Raw genomic sequence first — 16,961 nt, forward strand, 5'->3', positions numbered from 1 at the left:
AATAACAAGGCGCAGACATCAAGGTCTGCGCCAAAGCTGTAATTGCCCTTCTCCTTGGGTTAGAAAATAGCTTGATAATTAGCCTTTGGTAAAATTTAGATTTTCCAAAAATTTATTTTGAAACCCCGGCTGCGCAGCCAGTTCTACATAGCTGACTTTGTTGGCGATACTAACACATCTTTGCATTTTTTTTGCAGATAACAGTGCCTGAACTGCACCTGTCCCGGCCGCATTTCCAACAGAACGAATCGCCTCTCGCTTAAATCCAGGTAACATTCCAATGGTTAAGGCGCTATCAATATCAATATAATTACCAAAGGCACCCGCTAGGCAGACTTCTTTGTATTGAGTATCACCAGGCATCTTCTCCATTAAGAATTGAATACCTGTACATATTGATGATTTTACTAGTTGAATCTGCCGCACATCAGCTTGAGTGATCGAAATATCAGCTCCATTTGGGCTACTCTCTTCTTTGATAAGAACAAATTCCCATTGACCATCTCGTTTTTTCAAACGTTGCCGTAGATGATCTGGTAAGTCTAGCAATTCGGGTTTATTAAACCGTCCGCTTGTGTGTAATATACCGATTTTTACTAGTTCGGCAACAGCCTTTACAATACCTGATCCACAAATGCCAGTAGGCATGACATCGCCAATTACTTGTACAGACACAGCCTGCTCGGTTATTGTGACATCACTGATAGCACCAGCTGCTGCTCTCATACCATCCCGGATATGAGCACCTTCAAATGCCGGCCCGGCTGCTGTTGAACAGGCATACAGCTTTTTACCATCTCCGATAACCATCTCACCATTGGTGCCTAAATCCACCATTAATATTGGCTCTGCCGCAATATCCTGGTCTACTGCCAGAATCGCAGCCGTCGTATCTGAGCCAACGAAGCTTGCAATAGCAGGTAGTATCATAATTTTCCCTTGAGGGTTTATGTTCAGTTCCAGTTCCTTAGGACTAAGCGGTGATATATAATTAAACAACGCGGCATATGGCTTGCGTACCAGCGTTGACGGCGAAATTTCTAATACCAAATGCGCCATCGTGGCATTACCGGCAATAGTTACGGCATAAATACAATTTTGTGTTACCCCGCCTGAGCTACATAACTCAACAATAATTTGATTTAAGCAATGCCGGATAAGTTGAGATAACCTTTCCAATCCGCCCTCCAGCTCGTGCGTAGCTTGAATCCGGGAAATAACATCAGCCCCCATGGAGGCTTGTGGATTATTTTTAGAGCATACTGCAACTATCTTTTTGGCGTTACTATCTATCAACATGCCAACAACAGTAGTTGTACCTATATCAAATGCCACACCGTATAGTTTACTTGACGTATCCCCGGCTTCAACGGTTATAGCCTTATTATCAAGTATAGTAATAGTTATGAGCTCAGGTTTTGTTTCGACCACTTCACTTAGCTTTCGCAGTATTGCTGTATCAGTAATGCTACTCCTATTGTCAAAGGTACTATCCTCAGGTGCATGTTTATCCAATGCCTGACAAATCATCTCCTGCAAAGAATAATGGTTATCTACCGTAGGATAGGCCGGTGCCAAAACAACCTTTTCAAGTAAAGGTATCGTATCTTCAATAACTATTTCAAAAGCTTGCCCCTTTTGACTTACCTGAGAACTTTTCAACCGAATTGTAAGATCGCTCTTAGGGTAAACCTGGCATGCCTGATAATTATTATCCTTATCTGGTTGAATTTCAGCTCCGTCTTTTCCACCAACCTGGCCTTGAATAACCTGTATTTTGCACTTACCGCATGTGCCTCTACCACCACAATTAGCTTCCAAAAACACGCCGCCATCAATAAGAGCAAGCAAAATGGTTTTGCCCCGCTCGCATGGAAAATATTGTTCTTCACCTTCAATGCGTAATGTATATGTTGAAGCCACCTCAATCATATGCACGCCCTCTTTCCTACTTAATAAGAAAACTACAGATATACACCAAAAAGAAGAACCACTACTATTCTATTAGCTGGTAGTTCTTCTTTTGGCAGAATGTATGTAACACGCCTAGCTAACGGGAGTAGAGGCGTCGAAACAGCGTAAAATGACAAGCGAACCATTCACTATTTCTTCTATGACCTCTCGCTTATACCCAAAGACTAATACGTTGATATCCAAATTAATACTATTAAATTCACCAGATAATTCAGTCTGCCATTGGGACGACGACTTCACATCCACCCGGTCTAGCCTTGTAAGTGATAAAAACTGAAAATCCTCATCTGATACTTTAGCAAGCACCTTAATATGACCGACGATAATACCATTATGAGCTAAGGGTCTACCAATATCTTGGATTAGCTGGATTATAAGTTTCTCAATATTTGACTTGATAACAGGCTTTTCAAAGCTAATGTGATACGATTTACTAAACACTGTGGCATCAGTTATTGGGTTAGTATGACCATGCTTAAGTTTGTGTGTGAGTTTATTCAAAATGAATTACCTCCTCAATTACATCTGGAGGCAGTTTATTGGCTGCACTGGCAACTTTAATGGGTACGCCACTGACAATTTGCTTAATGTCTTCGATAATTTCTGCCTTATCATTACCTTCAATGTCTGCTTTATTAATGATAACAAAATCTGTTTTCTCAACCTGCCCGGTAACAAGGGGACCTAGAATTTCCTTTAACTCAGGCCAACGTCCCATATCAACAATCGTTATGGTCTTAAAGCCAGTATAAAAGTTACAATATTCATTAATCAATTTGGCAATATTCCCTGGAATGGCTAACCCAGTCATTTCAATGATCAGCCAATCTGGCTTAATGGTTTCATTTATTTCTCTTACCGCAGTTATTAGATCACTTGTAATCTGGCAGCATACACAGCCACCAAAGAGTGGCCTTACTTGTAAGCCGCTATCAGCTAACAGCTTATCATCAATACCTGCTTCGCCAATTTCGTTTTCAATAAGCGCTACTGTCTCGAACTTGTTTTCGGTGATATATTTGGCAATTTGCAATATTGTGGTGGTTTTACCTGAACCTAAGAACCCGCCAAATAGTAAAATACGCATGTTTTCTCCACCTTTTACTTACTCACACAAGCTATCTATTCATGTCAAAACCAGTATACCATCTACCTACCAAGTTAGACAGGTTTTCTTGGATGCTTTTTTCTCTATCTAGATAATCCGGATTGCCCTGCAACCCGGATTATTTCTAGAATAGATAGTGTAGCTTCTCTATTTTACTATTGAGAAAATACTCGCGAGATCGGCTTAATGTTATCATTTTCCACCGGGGCTTTGTGCTCAGAAAGCCAACCAATTTCTTTTGCAATGCTTAATATTCTATTAATAATTGGGCGTATATCATCCTGAACATTCTGGGATTCATTCTGACTGTCAGGCAGGGTATCCTGCCGCATCGCAATATCCTCAATCTTAGAAATTTTATTATTAACTTTACCAGTATTAAAATTACTTTTACTTCTTATATCGCCCTGTCCCATGGCAGAGAGTCCCCTCCTTCAAACCAGATTTTTCAACTAACTAGCTACACACCAGCAGATAAACGAAGAAGAGTTATGATTAGTTGACGCCGGAAGCTTTCTTGGACATTTCCACTGCGTCATAAGCATTCTTACAATAGCCATCTGCAGCACACCACTTAGCAACATTTTCGTCAACTGGACCGCCACCGACCAGAATAGTTGCTTTCGTACCAGTAGCCTTTAGTGCTGCTACCGTTTCTTTCATTACATCAAAAGCAGTGGTTAACAGACAGAACATGCCAACTACGTCCGGTTTATGAGTTTTTACTGCTTCGATAAAGGTTTCGATTGGGGCATCTACACCAATATCTACTACTTTGAAACCATTACAATTTAGAATTGTAGAAACAATATTTTTACCGATATCATGAATATCATCTTTTACAGTTCCCAGGATAACTGTGCCAATAGCTTTTTTATCGCCACTGTCTGCGAGGGCTGAACCAAGTAGTGCAGCTGCATTAGAGAATACTTCTGCTGACATAATTAATTCGGACAGGTAGTAGTCACCAGCTTCATACAGTTTACCTACGCCTTCCATACCTTCTTGCAGTTGTCCAAGAATCTCAACTGCTGGCACACCAGCTGCAAGTTGTTCATTTACTGCCGAAATTACTAAATCTTCCTCTAACTCAGTTACCGCTTTTACCAGATCAGTTTTTGCCATTTCAAATTCCCCCATATTGTTATTTTTAAAAATTAGATACTAGACTCGTTACGTCACCTGCATTACAGGCTATTATTCATAAATTCCTTTTCTATGAGCCTTAAGATAGTTTTTACAAAATCTATCATTGCCTAACAAAGCTTGTCCTGCATATACCACGCCCATCATAGCTTTATCTGTTGGGTTAAGTATATAGCCATCCATTCCTACAGTCATGGTTTGAACTACGAATAAGCGATTGAGCACAGCCCGATTAGGAAAACCGTAGGAGATATTGCTCAAACCACAAGTAAGGTGTACTGCCGGATATTTTTGCTTGATAGCATAAATAGCATCCAATACCGATTTTCCATATTTATCATTAGTGCTTAACGGCTTGATCAGCGGATCAAGGTAGATATCATCTTGCTGAATTCCCTCTTTTTCCATGTCGTCAACCAACTTGCTGGCAATCCGCAAACGGTCTTCGGCAGTTTCCGGCATACCGGCATCTTCAATACAAAGAGCAACAATTTTAGCGTTGAACTCTTTTACCAGCGGGATAACTGCTTGGTAGCGCTTTTCTTCGGCAGTTGTGGAATTAATCATTCTTTTTCCATTAGTAGTTTTTGCCAGAAGCAAACCCGCTCTCAAAGCATTTTCGTCAGGACTATCAATGCAAAGCGGTATATCGGTTACCTCTTGAATGGTGTTTACCAGCCACTCCATGCATTCAATTTCCTGACCAACCATTGTTCCACAGTTTACATCCAGATAATTTGCACCAGCAGCCTCTTGTTGTTTAGCCACTTCTTGAATATAGGCTGCATTTCTTGTTTCAACAGCTTCACGAATAGCTTTACGGCTAGTGTTAATGAGTTCTCCAATTATTAGCATTTAAAATTCTTCCTCCAATCGAGTCTGTTGTATATACATCTATATGTATGATAACTCTGTATTTTATCCTTGTCAATACTATTTTCTTATATTTCGAAAAAATCATACTTCAGTTGCAATCAGTGCTTACAACTAGGGATATATATTAATGTCGATTGATTCTAGACTGGAAATCTCTATACGTTAACAATCACTATGTCATAATTATATACAAAGAAACCAGGAACGCCATATACTCGGCTTCCTGGTTTTCTATTGATCTGATGACAATCTGCGCTAAGACTCTTAAAGCCTCACCGACAGCATAGTCTCACTTTATTAGAGTACTAAAACAAACCAACAATCTTACCGCTATTATCAATATCCATCCTAATAGCAGACGGTTCTTTAGGCAATCCGGGCATGGTCATAATATCGCCAGTAATGGCCACTAAGAAGCCTGCCCCAGCGGCAACTCTTACTTCACGAACGGTAATGGTAAAGCCGGTTGGACGCCCCATTTTAGTCATATCATCGCTTAAGGAGTACTGAGTCTTTGCCATGCAAATCGGGGTCTTATCAAATCCCAGGGCAGTCAGTTCCTTTATAGTTTTTTCTGCTGCCGTGGTATAGCTAACGCCGTCAGCACCGTAAATTTTAGTGGCAATAGCCGCAATTTTATCTTTGATCGGAGCTTGTTCATCATACATAAAACTAAAATTACTAGGCTTCTCACAGGCCGCCAGCACTTTTTCTGCCAGCACCTGCCCACCTACGCTGCCTTTGGCCCATACTTCAGATAGTGCCACCTCAGCGCCCATTGCATTACATTTTTCTTCAACAAAGTTTAACTCAGCGGCAGTGTCTGTTGGGAAAGCATTGATAGCTACTACCGCCGGCAGACCGAATTGCTGAATATTTTCAATATGCTTGGTGAGGTTGGTAAGCCCTTTTTCCAGCGCCGCCATGTTCTCGCCAGTCAGCTCACTTTTCGGAACACCACCATGCATCTTGAGGGCACGAACAGTAGCCACAATTACGACCGCACTGGGCTTGAAACCAGCAAACCGACACTTAATATCAAGGAATTTTTCCGCACCTAAGTCAGCGCCGAAACCGGCCTCAGTAACACAGTAGTCAGCAAGCTTGAGTGCATATTTCGTAGCAGACACACTATTACAGCCATGAGCAATATTGGCAAATGGGCCGCCGTGAACAAAAGCAGGGGTGTTTTCCAGCGTCTGCACAAGGTTTGGTTTAATAGCATCTTTAAACAGCAATGTCAAAGCCCCGGTCACTTTAAGCTCCTTCGGAGTTACCGGTTTTCCTTCATAGGTGTAGGCAACAATAATCCGGCCAATTCTTTCCTTCATATCATCTAGGTCTTTTGCCAAACAGAGAATGGCCATCATTTCAGAGGCTACTGTAATATCAAAACCGGTTTCCCGGGGTACACCATTGGCCTTGCCGCCGAGTCCGCAAACAATATTCCGCAAAGCACGATCATTAAGATCAACCACCCGTCTCCAGGTAATGCGTCGAGAATCAATGCCGAGGGCATTGCCATGATGAAGATGATTGTCAATAATAGCAGCTAATAGGTTATGCGCCGTAGTAATGGCATGAAAATCACCGGTAAAGTGAAGATTGATATCTTCCATTGGCACAACCTGAGCATAACCTCCGCCAGCAGCACCGCCTTTAACGCCAAAACAAGGGCCCAACGATGGTTCTCTGAGAGCAATGACGACTTTTTTGCCTTTTCGCCTCAAAGAATCGCCTAGACCTACCGTTGTCGTTGTTTTCCCTTCACCGGCTGGAGTAGGATTAATGGCGGTAACCAAAATGAGTTTGCCGTTAGGCTTATCTTTAATCCGTTCCCACGTTGCAAGGGATATTTTTGTTTTGTAATTGCCGTAGAGTTCCAATTCCTCAGCAGGAATCATTAATTCCTTGGCCACCTCAGCGATTGGATTCATCTTGGCTTCTTGTGCAATTTCAACATCACTTTTCATAAATAATCCCCCTTGTATGCTATAATACTTATTTAGTTAATTTTAGCCCTCTGCCCTTTCAGCCACTGCTGTGGTTGATCCATGAATTCCGCATATCGGACACATCCAGGTCTGTACTATTAATTGTACTTCTTTGTCGTCAAAATTGTATTTAACTGTACTAATTTTGGAGGTTTTTTCCTCATGTTCACACCACAAAGACTGATTCATAATAGGGCCTCCTTACCATTTTTTAAGCAATTTTTTAATTCCAATTATTATATTTGAGCATTGCTACTGTTTGTATTGTATCGTATTACTCATTAAATTCGCATAAAATTCATAACTTTACATATTACAAAAACATTAAAAAAACACCAACTCATTACAGTTGGTGTTTTTCGGCGTCCTTATCAGAAATCATATAACCTACCCCAGGGTAGGTTACTATCAAGCCTCCCTCGTAGTCCGCATGTTTAATTTTTTGACGGATACGAGCTATGGCTACCCGTAGATACTCAACATCATCCCGGTACTCACTGCCCCATACATCACTTAGAAGTTGTTCATGTGTCAATACTTTGCCCACATTAGCCATTAATAACGAAAATAAACCATATTCTGTTTCGGTAAGTTTTAATTCTGTATTGCCTAGCCATACTCGTCGCTGAGCCAGGTTTAGCGTAACCTCGCCATTTTTTATTTCGCTTGCTGAATAGTTATTAGCTATCCGCTTGGCAGAACGGCGTAAAACAGCCTGAACTCTGGCAAAAAGCTCGTCAAGGGAGAAAGGTTTTGTAAGGTAATCATCGGCGCCCATGTTGAGTCCCTGCACTTTGTCAGTTGAATTGCCCCGCGCCGTTAAAATAATAACCGGCACGTCAGAAAACGTTCGCAGTCTTTTTAATACTGTAAAACCATCCATCCCTGGCATCATGAGATCCAGCAGGATGAGTTCCGGATCTAGTAAATCAATGTTTTCCAGCGCCTCCGAACCATTTAGAAAACTATGAGGTTCATAGCCCAACGACTTGAGATTGGCAGCAATGAACCGCAGTATTTTCGGCTCATCATCAATAATAATAATTTTACGTTTCTTCATACTTATCACCATCACAATTGTATTGAGGTATTGAAATAGTAAATACGCTCCCTATCCCTTGGCGGCTTTCTGTTCTAATGCTGCCACCATGGGCTTCGACAATCCCTTTACAAATTGCCAATCCTAACCCTGTACTGCCACTTGGACGTGTTTTCCCATTTTCCACACAGTAAAATCGGTCAAATACTTTATCCAGGTGCTCTTTATTTATCCCAATACCATTATCGGCTACGCTGATATGCACATATTTTTCATCACAGCTGGCTAAAATTTTGATTTGCGGACTACGTTCATTATAACGGATGGCATTTGTAAACAGATTTAACATCACTTGGGCCAAACGAATTCTGTCACCATAGATAAAAGGCAACGATTTCTCTACCGTTGATTCGATCGTTACCCCGCTGGCAAAATGTTTGGGCAGTTTTTTAATGGCATTATCCACAACAACACTTGGCCGTACAGGTTCCCGGTCTAATCCTATGGCTTTGGCATCAATTCGAGAAATATCCAGCCAATCGTTAACCAATTCCTGAATACGGTCAATATCTTCATGAATTCCTGTTAACATTTCTCGTTTGAAGCCTTCCTCCCATTCAGCGTCTACACGCAACAAAGTTTCAACGCTGCCTTTAATGCTGGTAATGGGTGTTTTGAATTCATGAGATACCATCGAAATCAAATCACTCTTAAGCTTATCGACTTCTTGCTCTTTAGTAACATCCCACCAAACAAAGCCTTTACCAATGGTGTAATTTTCGTCACTAATAACAGGAAAAGCTGACAACATCATATATTGCTGCCCATCTCCACCTAATAATTTGAACTTGTAAATACCATATCTCTGCCTGGCCTGTTGAATAATTTGCCTGTCAGCCTCAGATAATCGTCCGGCTATAGCATCAAATATATATTCTTCCGGTAAACCACGCAGCCTGTCGTAAGGAATACCAAGCAGCTTGGCCATATGTCCATTAGCGTACGCTACTTCATACCGGTTGTCAACTAACGTGATGGCATCATTCATACTCTCCAGAACGGCCTTTAAAACAGCATGATTTTGTTGCAGTGTTTGTGACAGCATTTCCTTTTGAATAATAATCCCGGCAGAACAGGACAATGTTTCCAGGAAGTTCTTATCTGCTTGACTTAGCGGAGAATTGGACACTACCAAATGTCCAAAAGTAGTATTGCCTGAGTGAATGGGTTGAATATAATACCTGTGTGCGTTTTTATGCCTGGGTCTAGCTACCGCTTCTTTGTCATTAATGCCGCTCATATCCTCAGCGTAAGGCTCCATTAAAGAAACTACTGGTTTGGTAAGGTACAAATTTACCTTAACCCCTGACAGCTCCAAAAACTGTCTGAGGCACCCCTCGACTATCTTTGGTCCTCCCGGGTATGGTGTGATAGGAGTAATTAACTGATTTAGTATGGCAAGCTCATGGTTGGTTCTCTGTATGCTTTCGGTTCGTTCTTCTACCCGCTGCTCCAGTTCAGCATTTAGCTCAAGTAGCGCGTGCTGACCTTCTTTGGTTTTCTGTGCCATTATAAAAAAATGTTCGGCCATCATAGGAAACTCACAGGGGGCAAAACGCGGAAAACTAACTGGCTTAATCTCATAGCCTTCACTCATTACTTCCTGAATATATTCTACAAGAATTTTGAGCGTATTATTTATCCGTTTTGCATGGAAATAGCCTACCAAGAGGGTGAACATCAACGTAATACCAATGTTCAAAACTACCGACTCCAACGAAGGTTCCTTTGTCTGCACGAGTTGAAGAGTGCTGAGAAAAATTACTGGAATTATAGGGATCACGGCAAAAGCAATCCAAAGGTGGGCTTTGATTGATAAACTGTTCATGTTTTCCTCCCTGTCATATATAAAAGAACCAGGTCTCCCGCAACACGGTTCCTGGTTCTGTTTACGTTTCTATTACTACTCTTCGCTATTAAACAGTATAAGTCCTACATAGGACACTGTATTCTTCCCATTATAGTACGGAATTCCACAAGTTTTTTCCAAATTAATAACATCAATTCCATAGGCCTCCACTGAAGCAAAGGCTTCTTCCGGAAATCGGCAGGGCTCATTATCCAAATAGGCACATTTAGCACAGAATTCGCAGGAACCTGCATTTAAGGGAAGAACTTTCTGCATTTTATGTTTATTTTTCACACTATCCAAAATATCTCGAAACACACCATCATGAACCTTCTTGGCAGCCATCATGCCTTTCCAGTCAAATGAACTTTTCATCTGATGGACGGTCTGGAACAGGAGTCCGTGTGTATACTGACAGGCCCGCGCTTTCAATTCTTCAAACGGTCCGACAGCAGGCGGACATACCCAATTGGTATTATATTTTCGACATACATTTTGCTCGCAGGCTTTTCTAAAGTCCTCGACAAATTTGATTTTCGCAACCTCGGCAATAGCCGCATGATCGGCTTTAGCTGCTAAGGCAGCCTGCACTAATTTATTACTATCAACCATATAAATTACCTCCCTGCACGCAAAACTAATACCATCATTTTCAGGTTGCTTCTACGTTAGCAAATATTTTTATGTATTTAATCACATACTACAGCTATCAGCTAGTATATAACTTTTTGTATATACATCTATATAGTATTTGATAACACATACATTGTCAAGAATATTTAGAAAGTAATACAGCCTGATAGCCGACGGATGGTCAGGCTGTGTTACTTTCACTACATCATCGACACTGAGTCCTATACTCCTAAGTATCAGTCGGTCGTTTATCCTCTTCGTTAATGCGAATATATACAAAAAGGGCTGTGGAAAACTTATCACTAAAGTTTCTCACAGCCCCTGACAGATTAAATAATGGATACTTTTATTTACCGGTAGCAGCTGAAATCATCGCTTTAACATTCTCTATTTTGGCATTTGGTGGTATGGAACAACCGGAAGAGAGGATGAATCCGGGGCCCATGTCTCTAACTAATTGCTCAGAATATTTATATACCTCATCAGGTGTACCCAATGCCAGTTTAGCAGCCGGAACATCGCCCTTAATGCACATCATGTCGCCAATAACTTCTTTTACTTTGTAAATATCAGTGGCACTATCTGTTTCAAATATGCATTTTCCTTTCGGCAGAGTGCGGAAGAACTCAAGATCCCGTCCCCAGTTAGAATCAATATGGATATCGGCTGCCGCCCCTTCTTCGATAATTACATCAATTGTCTCTTTGAGGTATTTCCAGACAAAACGCTGCCACAATTTCGGCGAGAAAAACTCACTGGCGCCACGAGCTGGAGACATAAAGACAATAGAGGAATTGGTAGCCCTGATTTGCTGACGTAATGTTTCCAGACTTTCTTTTTGAATCACATCCAAAACGGCCTCTACTTTATCAGGAATTTTGAAGAGATCATGCATGAATTTGGGCATAGACCGACCGCCGCCCAGCAGTTCCGGAACAGCTGTGGCAATTATCGGCGAATAGACCATATAACCGGCATCTTCGAAATTTTTAACAAACTGAGGAGTTTGTGCTAATTCCTCCATCGTCTGACCAAGTGGGTAATGCAGTCTGTTCACTAAATAATCCTGCATAAAAGGCGCCCAACCCTTAGCAAGAATCGTATCATAATCTTCGACTTTCATTACTTCCTTTTCATCAAGCTGCCATAAGGCATTTTCTGGCAATTCTTTACCAGGAAGTTTAACATGAGTCATAAATATTAACGGAAACACCGGACCTGCGGCAAAAACCGAATTCATGCCATCAATATCACCTAGTGCTTTTGCAGAATTTAACATGGTTTGATTCTGCATGGCAAGGCTTGAACAGAAATCAGCCATCTTTACACCCATATGAGTAGCGCAAAAAGCATCTGCCATTATTATTACCGGTGTTCTATCAGGTTTTTCCAAAGCAATAGCTTTATGAACTCTGGTTTTACGCTCTAAAAGTAGTTCTTGTGCTGTTTTCATTAATTTTCACTCTCCATAAAATTTTATTATTCACTTGCTGCCTACACAGCATTTCCCACTGTAGCTACGGGGGTCTTACACTTCATATTCATGGTACACCTGCCAGATTATTTGGTCAAATTCCTGTAATTACACAAACTATTCCTAATAATCATAGAAATTTTAACAGACACTACCCTTTTAACGTCTGTTATATTATTATTGTAATGGATAGGTTGTCCAAACCTGAGGAGGATATAAGCATGGATATACGCAGTCTACGTTCTTTTATAACTGTTGCACAGTGCCTCAGCTTCACCGAAGCAGCTAAACGAATCTATATCGGACAATCGGCACTAAGTAAACAGATTGCCGAGCTCGAAGAAGAATTAGGGGTCGAATTGTTTATCCGTCACCACCGTACTCTTGAACTAACACCAGCCGGGAAAACTTTATTACGTGAAGGCAATAGTCTTATCGTGAAGGTGGGCGAAGTTATTGAAAAGACCCGGCAAGCCCAACGCGGCATACGCGGCAGCCTAAAAATTGGCTGTTTTGGAATCGAAGGTGTTTTTCTTCCTCATGCCCTGAAACGCTTCAAAGCACTTTATCCTCAAATAAGTATAGATGTTCGTATTCTCACTCTCAAAATGATTGAGGATGAATTAGAGCAGGAAGAATTAGATCTTGGTTTTATTGTCATGCTCGGGAATAATTTAAAATATTCCCGGTTTATGCAGCGCCTAATTCACCGTTGTCCCTTATGTTTTCTTTTACCTAATAATCACCCTTATGCTGATGAAACCTCTATTGATATCTCGGTTTTAGCTCAAGAACCCTTTATCCTGCTTTATGAAACAGAATGCAGGCAGGGTTATGACTGGTTCATCGATTTTTGTGGCAAATGGGGATTTACACCAAATATACCTATTAAATCGACTCGTATGGAAAGTATCTATTGGTTAGTGGAAGCAGGTATGGGGGTTTCCTTTATGCCGAAGTTAAACCTAGCTGTTCCCCCTAACCTTTCGGTCGTCGGCATGCAAGGAGAGGATGCTTATAGTAACATTATAGCTATTTGGAAAAAGGAGCACCACAACCCTGCTATCTCACTATTTTTGAAGGTACTTGATAATATCGATGTTGGATTACAAATAGAGGATCTAAAAAACCAGCTACCAAAAACATGATTTGTCCGGAAATAATAGTGGAAAACAACCAAAACGGCTAAGGAAAAAAGGCCATACAAACCGAGCTTGTTGAGACTGAACTGAGGGGTTCCGCGAGACCGAAACGACATATTTTTCCCTCAAGTGGTAGAGTAACGGTAGGCAAAGTCAGAAGTTTTAGAAAATTAAATCATCACGATATATGCAAAAGGAATGTCTAGCCGGGACATTATCACACCCATCTCGCTTTTGTTTTCCTTTGTCAGTCTATCTTCTTAAAATGAGTAAGTTAATCCGGCCAGTAAACTATCCGCACTTGTCTTATCGTCTTTTTTCTCAAGGTCGTTGTATTGCAGGCTAAAGATGGCGTTTTTAAATACCGTCCGTTCATAGCCAAATTCAAAACCTTTTACATTAGACATGGCTAATGCGGCAGTTGGGTTTGTTGGATCAAAGGTTTTCTGAAGTCCGGAACCTTCCATACTACCAAGCGTCAGAGGGTCAAAGCCTGCATCGGCATTTCTGTACCCAACCCAAAAACCGTCACTATTGTCTTTAGCAGGATTAGCACCACGATATTTTGTTGTGACATACCAAGCCTTTGCACTGTCACCGTCATTAAGACTTTTAGCCCAATCAGATTCATTTTTGCCATATTCACTGGTTACATTAATATTCTTGATACCTTTATAATTGAAACCTGCGGCATAGGCTTTATACATGCTACTATCTTTATCTGCTAGATAGGATGCACTCAAATTAGCATTTTTATTGAGATCATAGGAAAGATTGGCAGCTTTCAAATTAAGACTGGTGGCATCATCAGTACCAGCTTTACCAGCGGCAACGGTAGCTTTTAATTGATTACCCACGCCGAGAACAATGCCGTCAGCACCTGTGGTGCAGTTACCAGCGGCTCCAATGCCACTTAGCATTCCCTGTCCGAGAGCCAGCGGAATGCGGCCTACGACAAAGGTGTCAAAACCAAGAGCTTTACCCGCAATAAATGCCTGGGTAATATTGATATCCGATTTGGTACCTATTCTGTTTTCACCTTCGACACGACCACTAAATATTAATTTATCTGTCAACGGAGCAAACATGTTAATCCGGACACGGGTAAAAGTATCAGGCGATCCGTCATTATTGTCTGTCCATTCATAACGATAACGGACTTCGCCGCCTACCTTAACATTACCCACTTTGTTTTCTAATTTAGTTACGCGAACATTTAGACCTTCGAGTTCAGAAGCATACTCACTAGCCAGTTTATCAATAATTGCTTTTTGTTCGGCATTAGCCTTATCTGACTTTGTCATGGCATTGGCAATGAGTGTTGCCATTTCATAGCGGGTTAGCGTACTGTCACCCCGAAAAGTTCCGTTGCCATAACCATCAACGATACCTGCTTGAGCCAGTTTATTAACTGCATCATAAGACCAGTGCTTAGCGGGAACATCCGCGAAAGGACTTGTTGCTGCAAAAGCAGTTCCCGCGATACCAAGTCCGAATACCAGTGCTAGTGCAGCTATGCGATTACGTTTCATGTGTTTTCCTCCCCATTTTTCACCTGTTCTTTTAGTTTTTTTAGATTGTTTTCTACTGTAGAAAATGTTTGTTAGCACGAATCCAATTACCATATTCCCCCTTGGCATTAACTTGATACTAGGTAAGCCTAGCAATGAGACAACACTTTTGCATTCACATAACATAGTGCAATCTTGCATGCATTTCATATCAATATGTTATCCTCATATACCAATCGTCGTCAAATTCCTATAATTCCGAAAACTATGCCCAACAATCATACTATCTTTTACTTAAATTGCCATTTTTCGTCTAAGAGACAGTCTGTCTCAATATAAAAAAGTTCTGAACCCATTAAATAGCGGATTCAGAACTTTTTCCTTTGTACTTTTACTTATTGGCACACACTTGTAAGGCTACAGTTAGACTAATATTTAGCAACCTTGTTGACACCAAAAGAAGCAATTACCTCAGAAATGGTAAAGTTCTTCACGTTTTCTATTACTTCCTTAACCAAAATTAGTCAAAATACACGACGCCAATAGGCAGAAGACGACCCCGAACAAGTCGGGGTCCCTGCATTACCATTCATTTTGTTGCTGATTAATAAAAGAATTCAAATTTCATCATATAGGTCTTATCAAGATTGTCGGAAGAAAGCCCTGTTAAACCCCTATCTTTAATCTTAATGTCCTGATATTCTAGTGATAAGACAGTATTTTTTGCGATAACGTTCTCGTAAGCTAAGAATAAGCCTTTAACATTATCGGTTGAATGGGTAAAGGCGCTATACGAATTGGTAGCATACCCTACACAAGTAGTATCCAATCCACCGGCACCGCTTGGGATAGCACCTGCATCAACACTACGGTACGACACTAGCCATGCGTTATCTCCTACTATTCCCGCCCTAACAAATGGAGCTGCAGAATAAAATGCCATGCGGCCAGGCCCCTTGCCGTTGGTAAGTTGTACTGCCCAACCTTTAGGATCGTCAGGTAAACCGCCAGTAACACCATCGAGAGTAGTGCTAACATAGTCGGCGATCATTGTGTAATCACCCAAATTATAATCTACGGATGCAACCCAGCCTTTAGAACTGTCAAAGGAGCCTCGATTGGTATTCAGTGTACCCTTCCCGGCCGTAGTACTAGTACCTTCAATATCACCCCAATAATAGCCGGCTCTGAAATTTAAATTGTCCGCCAGTTTGAATCCCAGTTCTCCAGTGGTTAACTGATTAGAGTTACCGCTATCACCAAGTCCGTTCCCTTGATTGGAATCTGATTTAACATTACCCGTCCATGCCCGCAATTTGACATCACCAAATTGTTTCTTTATCAGGACACCATCTACTCCCACAGATTTTCCTATCAGGCCAGTGCCAATAACGTCAAGCGGGTTCCGGCCAACGCGAATGCTATCCATGCCTAGAAAGTTTTTGGCGGTAACAGTCGCCATATCCACATACACGGTAGAACCGTAAGAGGAGTCAGAATTACCGAATTTATTACCGTAATTGGTCGCAAAGCGGCTAGCCCAGTCTAAATTATCGTTTATTTTGCCAGTAAACTTGACCCGTTGCCGGAAATCGAAATTATCTGAGCCCGTTAATTTCTTGCCTCCATTTCCCGGATCATCCGCGACAAACCGAAAGCGAGTATCTCCGCTGACGGTAATTTTGGTTTTCTCCTCCAATTTGGTCACCCTGGCGCCAAGACGGTTAAGTTCAGCAGCAAACTCTGCGGATAATTGGTCAATTAGCCGCTTATTGCTCTCATCTGCAGTCTCAAACTTATCCATTGCTTTAGCAACAATAAAGGCCATTTCGTAACGACTTATTGATTTGTCACCGTTAAAGGTTTTGTCGCTATAACCATCAACAAGACCAGCCTTAGCTAATTTGCCTACCGCATCATAAGCCCAGTGGCCAGCCGGAACATCGCTGAAAGACGGCGTCACCGCAGCATAAACAGGATTATCGAACACCGGGAGTCCCGCCATAGTAATGGACATAAGCGCCAACGGTACAATAGTCATCCATTTTTTAATTTTCTTCGTATTTTTCATACAAAATCGCCCCTTATGTATTTTTTTGCTATAATTTAAAGTTTCCAATTATTAACATTTTCGCGATCGTGAGATGATTAAAAA

15 protein-coding genes are annotated in these 16,961 nt (G+C 41.3%); 1 reads left to right on the top strand and 14 read right to left on the bottom strand.

The annotated features are described in order from the left end of the window. Window positions 1-78: 78 nt before the first annotated feature. The 12 genes from ACZ449_RS12940 to ACZ449_RS12995 all read right to left on the bottom strand — a co-directional run bounded on the left by ACZ449_RS12940 (window position 79) and on the right by ACZ449_RS12995 (window position 12,132). Window positions 79-1,932 (bottom strand): ASKHA domain-containing protein, encoded by a 1,854-nt coding sequence (locus ACZ449_RS12940; RefSeq protein WP_464261401.1) that lies wholly within the window; start codon window positions 1,930-1,932, stop codon window positions 79-81. A gap of 114 nt (window positions 1,933-2,046) precedes the next feature. Then, a complete protein-coding gene (locus ACZ449_RS12945) occupies window positions 2,047-2,475 on the bottom strand; it encodes a hypothetical protein (RefSeq protein ID WP_464261402.1) in 429 nt (142 codons plus the stop codon). Further along, a complete protein-coding gene (locus ACZ449_RS12950) occupies window positions 2,468-3,061 on the bottom strand; it encodes a GTP-binding protein (RefSeq protein WP_464261403.1) in 594 nt (197 codons plus the stop codon). Before ACZ449_RS12950 ends, ACZ449_RS12945 begins: the two co-directional genes overlap by 8 nt. 176 nt (window positions 3,062-3,237) lie before the next feature. After that, window positions 3,238-3,498: a hypothetical protein gene (locus ACZ449_RS12955; RefSeq protein ID WP_464261404.1), complete on the bottom strand. Its 261-nt coding sequence runs from the start codon at window positions 3,496-3,498 to the stop codon at window positions 3,238-3,240. A 79-nt stretch (window positions 3,499-3,577) separates the two neighbouring features. Then, entirely contained in the window at window positions 3,578-4,207 is a 630-nt protein-coding gene (locus ACZ449_RS12960) for a cobalamin B12-binding domain-containing protein (protein WP_464261405.1), read from the bottom strand. Between the two features lie 72 nt (window positions 4,208-4,279). Further along, window positions 4,280-5,083, bottom strand: coding sequence for a methyltetrahydrofolate cobalamin methyltransferase (locus ACZ449_RS12965; protein WP_464261406.1), 804 nt, complete (start codon window positions 5,081-5,083; stop codon window positions 4,280-4,282). Between the two features lie 326 nt (window positions 5,084-5,409). Beyond that, window positions 5,410-7,077 (bottom strand): formate--tetrahydrofolate ligase, encoded by a 1,668-nt coding sequence (locus ACZ449_RS12970; RefSeq protein ID WP_464261407.1) that lies wholly within the window; start codon window positions 7,075-7,077, stop codon window positions 5,410-5,412. Between the two features lie 42 nt (window positions 7,078-7,119). Next, window positions 7,120-7,287, bottom strand: a complete 168-nt coding sequence (locus ACZ449_RS12975; RefSeq protein WP_464261408.1) for a hypothetical protein — start codon at window positions 7,285-7,287, stop codon at window positions 7,120-7,122. Between the two features lie 154 nt (window positions 7,288-7,441). Beyond that, a complete protein-coding gene (locus tag ACZ449_RS12980) occupies window positions 7,442-8,158 on the bottom strand; it encodes a response regulator transcription factor (protein ID WP_464261409.1) in 717 nt (238 codons plus the stop codon). Then, window positions 8,145-10,025 carry a sensor histidine kinase gene (locus ACZ449_RS12985; RefSeq protein ID WP_464261410.1) on the bottom strand — a complete coding sequence of 627 codons (1,881 nt, stop codon included), beginning with the start codon at window positions 10,023-10,025 and terminating at the stop codon, window positions 8,145-8,147. The genes ACZ449_RS12980 and ACZ449_RS12985 overlap by 14 nt, the downstream gene beginning before the upstream one ends. Window positions 10,026-10,100: 75 nt before the next feature. Next, window positions 10,101-10,658: a DUF2284 domain-containing protein gene (locus ACZ449_RS12990; protein ID WP_464261411.1), complete on the bottom strand. Its 558-nt coding sequence runs from the start codon at window positions 10,656-10,658 to the stop codon at window positions 10,101-10,103. A 367-nt stretch (window positions 10,659-11,025) separates the two neighbouring features. Beyond that, entirely contained in the window at window positions 11,026-12,132 is a 1,107-nt protein-coding gene (locus tag ACZ449_RS12995) for a uroporphyrinogen decarboxylase family protein (RefSeq protein WP_464261412.1), read from the bottom strand. 242 nt (window positions 12,133-12,374) lie between these two features. Here ACZ449_RS12995 and ACZ449_RS13000 point away from each other — a divergent pair, with 242 nt between their 5' ends. Beyond that, complete coding sequence (locus ACZ449_RS13000) at window positions 12,375-13,301, top strand: LysR family transcriptional regulator (RefSeq protein WP_464261413.1); 927 nt, start codon at window positions 12,375-12,377, stop codon at window positions 13,299-13,301. A gap of 254 nt (window positions 13,302-13,555) precedes the next feature. On the opposite strand, the gene ACZ449_RS13005 is transcribed toward ACZ449_RS13000, so the two are convergent. Further along, window positions 13,556-14,827, bottom strand: a complete 1,272-nt coding sequence (locus tag ACZ449_RS13005; protein WP_464261414.1) for an S-layer homology domain-containing protein — start codon at window positions 14,825-14,827, stop codon at window positions 13,556-13,558. 583 nt (window positions 14,828-15,410) lie between these two features. After that, on the bottom strand, window positions 15,411-16,877 hold the full coding sequence (locus ACZ449_RS13010) for an S-layer homology domain-containing protein (protein WP_464261415.1): 1,467 nt from the start codon (window positions 16,875-16,877) through the stop codon (window positions 15,411-15,413). Window positions 16,878-16,961 lie beyond the last annotated feature (84 nt).

The sequence above is a fragment of the Desulfosporomusa polytropa genome (genome assembly GCF_055380075.1).